This is a genomic window from Methylobacterium sp. Leaf117 (genome assembly GCF_001422985.1).
In the GTDB taxonomy this organism is placed as follows: Bacteria; Pseudomonadota; Alphaproteobacteria; order Rhizobiales; family Beijerinckiaceae; genus Methylobacterium.
The window spans coordinates 272,559-285,663 of sequence record NZ_LMNL01000001.1 but is presented as its reverse complement, the minus strand read 5'-3'; the positions used below and the strand labels follow the sequence as shown (position 1 = coordinate 285,663).

Here is a 13,105-nt window from a genome sequence, read left to right as displayed (position 1 = left end):
CGATCACGGCTTCGCGCGGCGGGGCCCGATCCCGCCGCGCGCCATCCTGCTGCCTTGCTAGGATGGCGCGAAGAGTCCAGTGTCCCGCCGCAATCGAGCCCGGCTGCCGACGCGGCCGGTGCGCAGGAGCCGTGATCGGTGCCCATGAACGGAAACGCCAAAACCACCCGGACGGGTCGCCGGGTTCTCTCGGCTCTCGCGATCGGCCTCGCGGTCTCGCCCGCCGCCTACGCGGCCCAACCGCGCGAATCCGCGCCGATCTCCGAGTACGAGCCCGCCGAATCGCTCGAAGGCAACTTCCTCTCGGCCTACATCGCCGGCGCTTCCAAGGACACGGCCGCCGCCGCGAGCTACTATCGCGAGGCGGTGAAGGCCGACCCGCGCAACGCCGAGCTGCTGGAGCGCGCCTTCGTGTCCCTGCTCGCCGACGGGTCCCTGCCGGACGCGTTCCGGGCGGCCGAACGTCTGACCAGCCGCGACGGCTCGAACGGTCTCGCCCAGCTCGCCCTCGGTGTCCGTCAGATCAAGGCCGGGCAGTTCGCCCAGGCCCGCCAGAACTTCGCCCGTAGCGGCCGGGGTGCCGCCGCCGACCTGACCAGCACGCTGCTGACCGCCTGGGCCTATGCCGGGGCCAATGACGGCAAGCGCGCGCTGGACACCATCAACAAGCTCAAGGGCGAGCGCTACTACAACACCTTCCGGGACTTCCACGCCGGGCTGATCGCCAGCCTCGTGGGGGATCAGGCCGAGGCCGAGCGCCGCCTCAAGGCCGCCTACGATGCCGACCGCAACACCCTGCGCATCGTCGATGCCTATGCGCGCTTCGAGGCGCAGGCCGGCCGCACCGATCTGGCGATCCAGGCCTATACCGAGTTCGACAAGCTGCTGCCGCGCCACCCGATCGTGCGCGATGCCCTGACCAAGCTGAAGGAGGGCAAGCCCCTTACCCGCCTCGTCAACACCGCGCAGGAGGGCGCCGGCGAGGTGCTGTACGGGCTCGGTTCGGCGGGTTCGACGCAGGGCGACGAGCTGCCGGCGGTGGTCTACCTGCGCCTCGCCCTCTACCTCGCCCCGGAGCACGCGCTGGCCCGCCTGACCCTGGCCGACCTTCTCGACCGCATGAAGCAGACCGACCGGGCGAACGAGGCCTACGCGCAGATCCCCACCACCTCGCCGCTCCGCCTCAATGCCGACGTGCAGGTCGGCCTGAACCTGGAGCAGATGGGCAAGGGCGAGGAGGCCATCGCCCACCTCGATGCCGCCATGAAGGCGCATCCGGACGACATCGAGGTCATCACGGCCCTCGGCAATGTCCAGCGCTCGCGCAAGAAGTACGAGGAGGCCGCGGAGACCTACAGCCGCGCCATCGCGCTGATCGGCGACCGCCCGGCCTCGAATTACTGGACGACCTTCTACTTCCGCGGCACCGCCTACGAGCGGGCCAAGCAATGGCCGAAGGCCGAGGCCGACCTGAAGAAGGCGCTGGAACTCGTGCCGGCCAGCCAGCCCGGCGCCCGGGCGCAGGTGCTGAACTATCTGGCCTATTCCTGGGTCGACCAGAACATGAACATCGACGAGGCCTTCACGATGCTGAAGCAGGCCGTCGATGCGGCTCCGCGCGACGGCATGATCATCGACAGCCTGGGCTGGGCCTATTTCCGCCTCGGCCGTTGGGACGATGCCGTGCGCGAGCTGGAGAAGGCGATCGAGTTGAAGCCCGGCGATCCCACCATCAACGATCACCTGGGCGACGCCTATTGGCGTGCCGGGCGCCGCCTGGAGGGCAAGTTCCAGTGGCAGCATGCCAAGGACCTGAACCCCGAGCCGGACGAACTCGAGAAGATCAACGCCAAGCTCAAGGACGGGCTGCCCGAGCTGGAGAAGCCGGCGGCCACGGCCGAGAACCCGCCCGAGGGCAAGGTGAACCCGGAACTGCCGAAGGGCGCCCCGGCCCCGAGCGAGCCTCCGGGCGCTGCTGACAAGAAGAGCGGCGGCTGACACGGGACGCTTGACGCGGCGCGGGTTGCGAGGCCAGACCGGCCCCGCACCCGTTCCACGCTCAAGCTCCGAGGCGCCGTGTCCCTCCTCGTCACCCGCGCTCCGGCGAAGATCAACCTGACGCTCCACGTCCTCGGCCGGAGGGCCGGCGACGGCTATCACGAGCTGGAGAGCCTGGTGGCCTTCACGGGCGCCGGCGACACCCTGACCCTGGAGCCCGGCCCCGACCTGACCCTGACGGTCACCGGGCCGACCGCCGGCCCCGCCGGCCCCCTCGACGACAACCTCGTCATCAAGGCGACCCGCAATCTGGCGCGCCTGCGCCCCGGCCTGCGCCACGGGGCCTTCCACCTGGTCAAGCGCCTTCCGGTGGCCGCCGGCATCGGCGGCGGCTCCTCCGACGCGGCGGCGGCCCTGCGCCTCCTCGGCCGCTGGAACGATCTCGCGCCCGATCATCCCGACCTGATCGCCGCCGCGCGCACCACCGGTGCCGACGTTCCCGTCTGCCTGATGCCGCGCGCCCGGATGATGCGAGGGGCCGGCGAATCGATCGGCCCGGCCCTCGACCTCACCCCCATTCCCGCAGTGCTGGTCAATCCGGGCGTTCCGGTCGAGACCGCACCGATCTTCCGGGCGCTCGGCCTCGCGGTGGGCGAGCGCTACGGCACCGATGCACATCCGGTCATCGCGGCTCGCCTGTCCCGCTCGGGCCTGCTCGAGGCAATCGGCCCCGCCCGCAACGACCTGGAGGCACCGGCCCGGACCCTTGCTCCAGCCATCGACGTGGCGTTGGCCGCCTTGCGCCGGGAACCCGGATGCCGGCTCGCCCGCATGTCGGGGTCGGGCGCCACGGTCTTCGCGCTGTTCGATCATCGCTCCGACGCGGCGCGGGCGGCCCGGCACCTGTCGGCGGCACAACCGAACTGGTGGGTCAGCGCGGCCTTTCTGCGATAAGGCCCCAGGCATCGGCGTGAGCCAGCGTATTTGCGTCCGTTTCGGCGCACTTCCTCTGTAAACTTTACGCCCAAGCAAGACTTGTCTCCGCAGGATCGCCGCGCGCAAGGAGCGGTCGATGCCCGATCACGGTCATAAGTCATGGGGGGAAGGGGAGCTTCGCGAGCTTCTCTGTCTCATGATGATCGGAACCTGCGTCTGGCTTCTCGGAACGCGGCTCGGTTTCTTCACTTTCCTCGGCGAGGCGACCCGGACCTACGAGCTTCAGGACCTCCTGATGCTGTCGCTGTGCATGAGCCTGGGCCTTGTCGCGGCGAGCGTGCGCAAATCGCTGAAACTGCGCCGGGCCATGCGGGATCGCGACGGCGCCGAGGCGCAGGCCGAATCGGTGGCACGCCATGACGCGCTGACCGGGCTCGCCAACCGGCGCCTGTTCCGCGAAACCCTCGAGGCCCGCATTCAGGGCGGTTCGGATGCGGCGGGCGTTCCGCGCATCGCCGTGATGCTGATCGACCTCGATCGCTTCAAGCCGGTCAACGACCTCCACGGCCATGCCGCCGGCGATGCCGCCCTGTGCGTGGTGGCCGACCGGCTCCGCCTTCTGCGGCCCGCCCAGGGTTTCCTCGCCCGTCTCGGCGGCGACGAATTCGCCCTCCTGGTCGATCCCGGTGACGATCTGGAGGTTCTGGCGCGCCTGGCGCAAGGGATCATCGCCTCGATCTCGCAACCGATCGCCTGGGAACAGGGGCATCTGGAGATCGGCGCCACCGTCGGGATCACGACGGCGACGGAGGAATGCCGAATCGCGGAAGCCCTGCTGCATTCCGCCGACGTCGCGATGGATCAGGGCAAACGCGACGGCCGCGCCACCTTCCGGTTCTTCCACCTCGATATGGGCCACGCTCTCAAGGCGCGGGCACGCCTGGAGGGCGAACTGCGGGTCGGAATCGAACGCGGGGAAATCGAGCCGTTCTACCAGCCGGTGGTCTCGCTGCCCGGCCGAGACCTGATCGGCTTCGAGGTGTTGGCGCGCTGGAACCACCCGCAGCACGGAATTCTCGGACCCGACGCCTTCATCACCCTGGCCGAGGAGACCGACCAGATCGCCGAACTGACCTGGGGGCTGATGCGCAAGGCCTGCGCGGATGCGCGCCAATGGCCCGCTCACCTGCAGCTCGCGGTCAATATCTCGCCGATCCAGCTGCGGGACCCACGCCTGCCCGAGCGCATCCTGGCGATCCTGACCGAGACCGGTTTCGCTCCGTACCGCCTCGAAATCGAGATCACCGAGACCGCCCTGGTCAACGACCTGGAGGCGGCGCGGACCGCTTTGACGTCACTCCAGGCCTTCGGAATCCGCGTCGCCCTCGATGATTTCGGGACCGGCTATTCCAGCCTCTATCATCTGCGCGAGCTGCGCTTCGACAAGCTCAAGATCGACCGCAGCTACGTCGAGGCGATGCGGCTCAGCAGCGAGCGAGCGAAGCTCGTCGACGCGATCATCGCCCTCGGCTCCAGCCTCGGTCTCCTGACCACCGCCGAGGGCATCGAGACCGGGTCGAGCGTCGACTGGCTCGCCGGCCAGGGCTGCACCTACGGACAGGGCTATCTGTTCGGGAAACCGCAGGACAAGGGCATCACGGACGAACTGCTGGTCCAATGGACCGACGCTGCCGGTCGGATCGTGATCGCCCCGTCCCCGATGGAAACCACGGAGAGCCGGAGCGGCAGCAATCCGATCCTCAGCGCGCCTCCCGTCCCGGATCACGTCGCGGCCTGAAAGCCCAGGGGCCTGCGCCCACGGCGAAGGCTCAGTGAGCCCGCGCGATGCAGAAATCCACGACCTGCAGGAGCGCGTGCTTCATCGGGCTCGGCGGGAACGGCTTCAGGGCATCGCGCGCCCGATCCCCGTAAAGGCGCGCGCGCGCCATCGTCTCCTCCAGGGCGCCGTGTCGCCGGAGAATGGTGCGGGCGGTCTCCAGGTCGGCATCGGCCACCTCGCCGAGTTCCAGCGTGCGCTTCCAGAAGCTGCGCTCGGAGACGGTGGCGCGCCGGACCGCCAGCACGATCGGCAGGGTGATCTTGCCCTCGCGAAAATCGTCGCCGACGTTCTTGCCGAGGGTGTCGCTGGTGCCGCCGTAATCAAGCACGTCGTCGATGAGCTGGAAGGCGATGCCGAGATTCATGCCGTAGGCGCGGCAGGCCGCCTGCTCCGCTTCGGCGCGGGAGGCGAGGACCGGACCGACCTCGCAGGCGGCGGCGAACAGTTCGGCCGTCTTGGCGCTGATCACGGCGAGGTACTCGTCCTCGCTCGTCTCGGTATTCTTCGCGGCGGTCAGCTGCATCACCTCGCCCTCGGCGATGATGGTGGCTGCTGCCGACAGGATGTCGAGGGCCTTGAGGGAGCCGACCTCGACCATCATGCGGAAGGCCTGTCCCAGAAGGAAATCGCCGACGAGGACGCTCGCCTCGTTGCCCCACTTGATGCGGGCCGCGACCTTGCCGCGCCGCATGTCGCTGCCGTCGACCACGTCGTCATGCAGCAACGTAGCGGTATGCATGAACTCGACGCTGGCCGCGAGCTTCACGGCGCCGTCCCCGGCATAGTGGCAGAGGTCGGCGGTCGCCAGGGTGAGGATCGGACGCAGACGCTTGCCGCCCGACGAAATGAGGTGGTTGGCAACTTCCGGAATCATCTGCACGTCGGACCCGGTCCGTGACAGGATGGTCGCGTTGACGCGCTCCATGCCGCTGGACACCAGGGAGACCAGGTCGGCCAGGCTCGCCTCCGGGTCGGGGCTGCTCTCATCGATCGGAACTACGACGCCCAAGACCTCGAGACCTCCCGCTTCCCTACGCCAACGCGGCGCGATCCAATCGATCGCGTCTGTGACACCCCATCGCATGCGCCCGATGGCGCTGCAACACGCACCATGCCGCAAGCTACAGCGACAAGCTGCGCCCATGATGTCGCCCCGGATGACGATGCATGACCGAACTGATCCGCAGCAACGACATCGTTCTCATCGGCTTCGCCCAGTCGCTTCTGGAGGGCGCGTCGATCCCGGTCCTCGTGGCCGACCAGCATATGAGCCTGCTGGAAGGCTCGATCGGCGCTTTCGCCCGGCGGCTCCTGGTGCCGCACGACCATGCCCGCCAGGCGCGGCGCCTGCTCACCGATGCGGGTCTCGCCCATGAGCTTCGGGATGCCTGATCCCCTGACTCTTGCCCCGCCCGATCTCTGGCTCGGCGGCCGCCTCCGGCTGCATCAGCCTCCGCGCGGCGGACACCGGGCCGGCACCGATGCGGTGCTGCTGGCGAGCCTGATGGTGCCGGAACCGGGCACCATCGTCTGCGATGTCGGGGCTTCCACCGGGGCGGTCGGCCTCGCCGTCGCCCTGCGCCATCCCGACGCCCGGGTGGTCCTGGTCGAGCGCGAGCCCGAACTCGCCGGGCTGGCCCGGATCAACGCGGACGCGAATGGACTCGGCGACCGGACCACGGTGATCGTTGCGGATGTCCTGGCAACGGGCGCCCAGCGCCGCGCCGCCGGGCTCGCCTCCGGCGTCGCCGGTCTCGTCCTGACCAACCCTCCGTTCTTCGAGCCCGGCCGTTACCGCGCCTCGCCGGTGACGGCCAAGGCCAGCGCGCATGGCTATGGCATGGCCGACCCCGAAGGCGGACTCGACGGCTGGCTCCGCACCTGTGCCGACCTGCTGAGCCCGCACGGGCGTCTCGGCCTGATCCACCGGGCCGACGCCCTGCCCGCCTGCCTCGATGCCCTGAAGGGGCGTTTCGGCGCCGTGACCGTCCGGCCGGTGCAGGCAAGACCCGACCGCCCGGCGATCCGCATCCTCGTCAGTGCCGTCAAGGGCAGCCGGGGGCCCTTCGGGCTCCTGCCGGCGCTCATCCTGCAGGACGAAGCCGGTCGGTTCACGGAGGTGACCGAGGGGCTCAATGCCGGCCGAGGCTGGATCGGCCAGACCTCTGACACGCCCTGAACCGGGGGCGACGACAGCGAGGCTGGCAAAGCGGTTCGGCTCGCCCCAGTTCAGGCTCGGGGACGGCCCAGTCGCGCTCCCCCGGGCAGCGCGGTCGCGCCGGTCCGCGTTTTAAGCAACCTCGAGTCGCTGCACCATGCCGATTTCCCTGCCGGGTCCCCTGCGCGCGCTCCTGCCGCGCCGTTGGCGCCGAAACGTCCCGCGCGTTGCCGTCCTGCGGCTCAGCGGAGCGATCGGAGCCGTGTCGCCGTTCCGGGCCGGGCTCTCGATCGGCGGTCTGGCCAGCAGCCTGGAGCGCGCCTTCACGACACCCGGCATCTCGGCGGTCGCCCTCGTTATCAATTCGCCCGGCGGCGCACCGGCCCAGTCCCACCTGATCCACCAGCGCATCCGCGCTCTAGCGACCGAGAAGAAGCTTCCCGTTCTCGCCTTCGTGGAGGATGTGGCGGCCTCGGGCGGCTACATGATCGCCTGTGCCGCCGACGAGATCATCGCCGATCCGATGTCCCTCGTCGGATCGATCGGCGTCGTCTCGGCGGGGTTCGGGTTCGACCGCCTGATCGAGCGCATCGGCGTCGACCGTCGGGTGCACACGCAGGGCGAAGCCAAGGGGATGCTCGACCCGTTCCGCCCGGAAGACGCCGCCGACGTCGCGCGCCTCAAGGTCATCCAGGCCGACGTGCAGGCGCTCTTCACCGCGCTGGTGAGCGCACGGCGCCCGAAATTGGCGGCGCAGGGCGAGAATCTCTTCACCGGCGCGGTCTGGACCGGCCAGCAGGCCGTGCCGCTCGGATTGGTGGATGGGCTCGGCGATGCCCGCTCGACGCTTCGGGCGCGCTACGGCGATACGGTCGAACTGGTTTTCATCGCCGACAAGAAGGGCTCGCTGATCGCGCGGCTGCTGCGCCGCTCGGCACCGGGTAGCAGCGTCGCGGGCGAGGTGATGGCGGCGATCGAGGATCGCGCCGCCTTCGCCCGCTATGGCTTGTAGCGTGTCGCTGCGAGACGCCGCGGTTCAGCGCTTGCAGGCGTCGTTGCCGTAGCCGGCATAGACGACCCGAACCTTCCGGGCGCAGGTCTCGGCCAGGACCGGTGCCGGTACGGCCGCCACCTCGATCGGAGTCACGGCTGCCGGCATCGTCACCGCATCCGAATATTCACCGGTCGCGAGCGCGTTCGACGCCGTGATGACCAGCGGGGTCGCAACGAGGGAAGCTGCAACGAGGGTGGCGAACACTGTGAAAGACGAGCGCATGGCGCGAAGATCCAAATTGTCGTCCGCCCGGGAGGCGGCGAAAACCCCTTGATTGCCGGATAAACTTGGCAGCAAGCGAGACCGTTCCACCGCTATGTCGAATCGTGGCCGAAATGTGTGTGCCGCCACACCCGCGTGGTAAACGGGCCTGCGCGGCGCCGTCGCTTGACACCCCGGACCGGCCTCTTAAACGCTGGCCGTCCCTCCACGGACCGGAAGACCCATGTCGAGCGCCAATCCCCTGTCGAGCGCCGTCGATCTCGCGCCCAAGACCTCGTTCCAGGGCCTGATCCTGACGCTTCAGCGGTTCTGGGCGGCGCAGGGCTGCGTCATCCTGCAGCCCTACGACATGGAGGTGGGCGCCGGCACCTTCCATCCGGCCACCACCTTACGGGCACTGGGACCGAAGCCGTGGAAGGCCGCCTACGTGCAGCCCTCGCGCCGGCCCAAGGACGGGCGCTACGGCGAGAACCCCAACCGGCTGCAGCACTATTACCAGTTCCAGGTCATCCTGAAGCCCAATCCGCCGAACCTGCAGGAACTCTACCTCGCCTCCCTCGATGCCATCGGCGTCGACATGAAGCTCCACGACATCCGCTTCGTCGAGGACGATTGGGAGAGCCCGACGCTGGGCGCCTGGGGGCTCGGGTGGGAGTGCTGGTGCGACGGCATGGAGGTGAGCCAGTTCACCTACTTCCAGCAGGTCGCCGGCATCGAATGCGCGCCGGTCGCCGGCGAGTTGACCTACGGGCTCGAGCGCCTGGCGATGTACGTCCAGGGCGTCGAGAACGTCTACGACCTGAATTTCAACGGCGGCACGGGCGACGAGCGCGTCTCCTACGGCGACGTCTTCCTGCAATCCGAGCAGGAATATTCGCGCCACAACTTCGAGGCGGCCGACACCGCGATGCTGTTCCGCCAGTTCACCGACGCGGAAAAAGCCTGCCGGACCTACCTCGACGCGGGAGCACCCACGGGCGAGTCCGATCGCCATCGGATGGCTCAGCCGGCTTACGACCAGTGCATCAAGGCGAGCCACGTCTTCAACCTGCTCGACGCCCGCGGCGTCATCTCGGTGACCGAGCGTCAGAGCTACATCCTCCGGGTGCGCGAACTCGCGAAGGCCTGCGGGGCGGCGTACCTGCGCACGGCGGGCGGCGGGGCGGCCTGACCCATCGCGCTGCCGACGCTCCTCGCCTTCTCGAACATCTTCCCGGACGCCCCGCCCATGCCCGACCTCCTCCTCGAACTCCGCTCCGAAGAGATTCCCGCCCGCATGCAGCGGCGTGCGGCCGACGATCTGCGGAAGCTCGTCACCGACGCTCTGGTCGAGCGCGGCTTCCTCTACGAGGGCGCCAAGGCCTTCGCGACGCCGCGCCGGCTGGCGCTGCACGTCGCCGGCCTGCCGCCGCGCGGGCAGGACGTGCGCGAGGAGCGCAAGGGCCCCCGGGTCGGCGCGCCGGAGGGAGCGGTCCAGGGCTTCCTCAAGAGCGCGGGGCTGGCGAGCCTCGACCAGGCCACCATTGTGACCGACCCGAAGAAGGGCGAGTTCTACGCGGCGGTGATCGAGCGGCCGGGCCGCGAGACCCTCGACGTCCTGGCCGAGATCCTGCCGCAGATCATCCGCAGCTTCCCGTGGCCGAAATCCATGCGCTGGGGCAAGGCCTCGGCGCAGCCGGGCGCCCTGCGCTGGGTGCGGCCGCTGCAATCCATCGTGGCCACCTTCGGGCCGGAGACTGAGACCCCGGATGTGGTGCCGTTCGCGGTCGACGGCATCGTCGCCGGCACCACCACCTACGGCCACCGCTTCCTCGCGCCCGAGGCGATCGAAGTCCGGCGCTTCAACGACTACGTCCAGGCCCTGGAGCGCGCCAAGGTCGTGCTCGACGTGGAGCGCCGCAAGGACATCATCCTGCACGATGCCCGCGACCTCGCCTTCGCGCGCGGCCTCGAACTGGTGGAGGACGAGGGCCTGCTGGAGGAGGTCGCCGGTCTGGTGGAATGGCCCGTGGTGCTGATGGGCTCGTTCGACGAGACCTTTCTGGACATCCCGGCCGAGGCGATCCGGGCCACCATCCGGGCCAACCAGAAGTGCTTCGTCCTGCGCCGGGCCGGCACCGACACCCTCGCGCCCGCCTTCATCCTGACATCGAACCTCGTCGCCAGCGATGGCGGCCTCGCCATCACGGCCGGCAACGAGCGCGTGGTGCGGGCGCGCCTGTCGGACGCCAAGTTCTTCTGGGAGACCGACAAGGCGATCCGGCTGGACGACCGCCTGCCCAAGCTCTACAGCATCGTGTTTCACGAGAAGCTCGGCACGCAGGGGGAGCGGGTGCAGCGCATCGCCGCCCTGGCTCGTGAACTGGCGCCCCTGGTCGGGGCCGACCCGGATCTGGCCGAGCGCGCGGCGACGCTCGCCAAGGCCGACCTCGTCACCGAGATGGTCGGCGAGTTTCCCGAGCTGCAGGGCTTGATGGGGCGCAAATACGCGGCGCTCCAGGGCGAACCGGAGAGCGTCGCGGCGGCAATCGAGGATCATTACAAACCGGTCGGCCCTTCCGATCGGGTTCCGACCGATCCGGTCGCGGTCGCGGTGGCGCTCGCGGACAAACTCGACACCCTGGTGGGATTCTGGTCGATCGACGAGAAGCCGACCGGCAGTAAGGACCCGTATGCCCTTCGGCGCGCGGCGCTCGGCGTGATCCGGCTGCTGATCGAGAACACCGTCAAGCTGTCCCTGTTGCACGACGGATACCAGGCGGCAGCCGATGGCTTGCGAAACTACGGCGGTACGCCGCGGATCGAGGCGGACGCTGCCTTGAGCGAGAGCGACGCGGACGCTGCCAGTCTCCTCGCCTTCTTCGCCGACCGCCTCAAAGTCTACCTGCGCGACAAGGGCGCCCGCCACGACCTGATCGATGCGGTGTTCGCCCTGCCCGGGCAGGACGACCTCCTGATGGTGGTGCGCCGCGTCGAGGCGCTGGGCTCGTTCCTGGAGACCGATGACGGCAAGAATCTGCTCGCCGGCTACAAGCGCGCCGCCAACATTCTGCGCATCGAGGAGAAGAAGGACGGCCGCACCTACGACGCCGCCCCGGATGCGGGGCAGGCTGCCACGGGTGAGCCGGAGGAGCGCGCCCTGGCGGAGGCTCTTGCGGTGGCCCGCGAAAAGGCCTCGGCGGCGGTGGCGGCTGAGGATTTTGCCGGGGCCATGCAGGCGCTCTCGACCCTGCGCGCGCCGGTGGACGCGTTCTTCGAGCGCGTCACGGTGAATGCCGACGATGCGGACCTGCGCCGGAACCGCCTCGCCCTGCTCAATGCTCTGCGGGCGGCGACGCGCGAAGTGGCGGATTTCTCCCGCATCGAGGGCTGAGCGCCCCGCCGCTCAAGGATCGGCCCGGAAGCGCGTCCGGGCCGCGCGGATGGCGGGGTGGTTCCGCTCCGCCCACTCGACCAGCACACCGAGCGGATCGAGCAGCGAGCCGCCCAGCGGCGTGAGGCTGTATGCGACGCTCGGCGGGCTGGTCGGGAACACGCGACGGCTCACCAGCCCGTCCCGCTCCAGGTCGCGCAGGGTCTGCGTCAGCATCCGCTTCGAGATGTCGGGAATCACCCGATGGATCGCCCCGAACCGCTGCGCGCCACCGGCCAGCGCGGCGATGATCAGCGTCGTCCACTTGTCGCCGAGATGGCTCAGCACGTCGCGGACCGGGCAATGGTCCGGGTCGAAGCCGAGATCCTGCCAGGACGCGAACTTGCGGGCGAGGTCCGGCCCTTCGGCCATGGTGGTTCCTCCACGGTAACCTGGACACAAAAACCTGCCGTCTTACGGGCCTGGGCGGTCTCTTTTATAGACCTTGTGTCGGAAAGAAACCACCAGGAGCCCAGCCATGTCGCAGACCCCGTCTCCGCGCCTGTTCGTCACCGGAGCCACCGGTCAACTCGGACGTCTTGTCATCGCGGCGCTGCTGCGCGCAGTGCCAGCCGGTACGATCGTCGCCGGCGTCCGCAACCGCGACACGCCCGCCGCGCAGGACCTGGCGGCGCGCGGCGTCGAGGTCCGGGTCGCCGATTACGCAGCGCCGGATACCCTCGGCGTCGCCTTCGCGGGCATCGATCGCCTGCTGTTGATCTCGTCGAGCGAAGTCGGGTCGCGCGTCGCTCAGCACCGCAACGTCATCGCGGCGGCCGTCGATGCGGGAGTGAAAGTGATCGCCTATACCAGCCTGCTGCGGGCCGACACCTCGCCCCTCGCGCTGGCCGAGGAACATCGGGCCACCGAGGCGGCCCTGGCGGGGTCGGGCGTGCCGACCGTCCTCCTGCGCAATGGCTGGTACACCGAGAACTACGCCGCCGCCCTCCCGGCTGCCCTGGCACGGGGCGTCATGTTCGGAAGCGCCGGCGCGGGACGGATCGCCAGCGCGGCGCGAGCCGACTACGCCGAGGCTGCGGCTGCCGTGCTGACCGCCGGATCGTCCGAGAGCCGGATCTACGAACTGGCGGGCGACGCGGCCTACACCCTGGCGGACTTCGCCGCCGAAGCCGCCCGCATTTCCGGCCGACCGCTGCGCTATCAGGATCTGGCGGCGGCGGATTACCGCTCGGCCCTCCTGACCGCGGGGCTCCCCGAGGGGCTGGCGAGTCTGCTCGCGGATTCCGATGCCGGCGCCGCCAAAGACGCCCTGTTCGACGCGGGCCATGCGTTGCGTGCCCTGATCGGACGGCCGACGACTCCCCTTGCTACGACGCTCGCTGCTGCCCTTGGTTGAGTCGATTGTCAGAATGCGCGCCGACGCAACCGGGGCAACATCAGCGCTCGGCGCGTATTCGTAACCATTGATCAAGATGTCTCCGCGTTAAGCGGAACGGTTTGACGGCGATCTCCGTTGTGGCGGCA

General features: G+C 69.3%; 12 protein-coding genes. 9 read left to right on the top strand and 3 right to left on the bottom strand.

Annotated elements, in window-relative coordinates:
- Positions 1-144: 144 nt before the first annotated feature.
- From ASF57_RS01260 to ASF57_RS01250, 3 genes are all read left to right on the top strand, one after another.
- Positions 145-1,998: a tetratricopeptide repeat protein gene (locus ASF57_RS01260; protein WP_056479080.1), complete on the top strand. Its 1,854-nt coding sequence runs from the start codon at positions 145-147 to the stop codon at positions 1,996-1,998.
- 78 nt (positions 1,999-2,076) lie between these two features.
- Positions 2,077-2,952, top strand: coding sequence for a 4-(cytidine 5'-diphospho)-2-C-methyl-D-erythritol kinase (locus tag ASF57_RS01255; protein ID WP_056479077.1), 876 nt, complete (start codon positions 2,077-2,079; stop codon positions 2,950-2,952).
- 178 nt (positions 2,953-3,130) lie between these two features.
- Positions 3,131-4,732 (top strand): EAL domain-containing protein, encoded by a 1,602-nt coding sequence (locus tag ASF57_RS01250; protein ID WP_244476760.1) that lies wholly within the window; start codon positions 3,131-3,133, stop codon positions 4,730-4,732.
- Positions 4,733-4,763: 31 nt separating this feature from the next.
- On the opposite strand, the gene ASF57_RS01245 is transcribed toward ASF57_RS01250, so the two are convergent.
- Entirely contained in the window at positions 4,764-5,783 is a 1,020-nt protein-coding gene (locus tag ASF57_RS01245; protein WP_056479070.1) for a polyprenyl synthetase family protein, read from the bottom strand.
- Between the two features lie 158 nt (positions 5,784-5,941).
- Between ASF57_RS01245 and ASF57_RS01240 the strand changes: the two genes are divergently transcribed.
- From ASF57_RS01240 to ASF57_RS01230, 3 genes are all read left to right on the top strand, one after another.
- Complete coding sequence (locus tag ASF57_RS01240) at positions 5,942-6,166, top strand: DUF2007 domain-containing protein (protein WP_056189444.1); 225 nt, start codon at positions 5,942-5,944, stop codon at positions 6,164-6,166.
- Entirely contained in the window at positions 6,159-6,953 is a 795-nt protein-coding gene (locus ASF57_RS01235) for a methyltransferase (RefSeq protein ID WP_056479067.1), read from the top strand. Before ASF57_RS01240 ends, ASF57_RS01235 begins: the two co-directional genes overlap by 8 nt.
- Before the next feature lie 136 nt (positions 6,954-7,089).
- Positions 7,090-7,944, top strand: coding sequence for a S49 family peptidase (locus tag ASF57_RS01230; RefSeq protein WP_056479064.1), 855 nt, complete (start codon positions 7,090-7,092; stop codon positions 7,942-7,944).
- Between the two features lie 24 nt (positions 7,945-7,968).
- Here the strand turns inward: ASF57_RS01230 and ASF57_RS01225 are convergent, their stop codons facing one another.
- Positions 7,969-8,208 (bottom strand): hypothetical protein, encoded by a 240-nt coding sequence (locus ASF57_RS01225; RefSeq protein WP_056479061.1) that lies wholly within the window; start codon positions 8,206-8,208, stop codon positions 7,969-7,971.
- Positions 8,209-8,431: 223 nt separating this feature from the next.
- Between ASF57_RS01225 and ASF57_RS01220 the strand changes: the two genes are divergently transcribed.
- Together ASF57_RS01220 and glyS are read left to right on the top strand one after the other, a co-directional pair.
- Positions 8,432-9,379, top strand: a complete 948-nt coding sequence (locus ASF57_RS01220) for a glycine--tRNA ligase subunit alpha (RefSeq protein ID WP_056189455.1) — start codon at positions 8,432-8,434, stop codon at positions 9,377-9,379.
- Positions 9,380-9,436: 57 nt separating this feature from the next.
- Complete coding sequence (gene glyS, locus ASF57_RS01215; RefSeq protein WP_056479057.1) at positions 9,437-11,581, top strand: glycine--tRNA ligase subunit beta; 2,145 nt, start codon at positions 9,437-9,439, stop codon at positions 11,579-11,581.
- Between the two features lie 12 nt (positions 11,582-11,593).
- Here the strand turns inward: glyS and ASF57_RS01210 are convergent, their stop codons facing one another.
- The gene (locus ASF57_RS01210; RefSeq protein ID WP_056479054.1) at positions 11,594-11,992 is read right to left on the bottom strand and encodes a helix-turn-helix domain-containing protein; all 399 of its coding nucleotides are present in this window, start codon (positions 11,990-11,992) and stop codon (positions 11,594-11,596) included.
- Positions 11,993-12,098: 106 nt separating this feature from the next.
- Between ASF57_RS01210 and ASF57_RS01205 the strand changes: the two genes are divergently transcribed.
- Complete coding sequence (locus ASF57_RS01205; RefSeq protein ID WP_056479051.1) at positions 12,099-12,977, top strand: SDR family oxidoreductase; 879 nt, start codon at positions 12,099-12,101, stop codon at positions 12,975-12,977.
- The last annotated feature ends 128 nt before the right edge of the window (positions 12,978-13,105 follow it).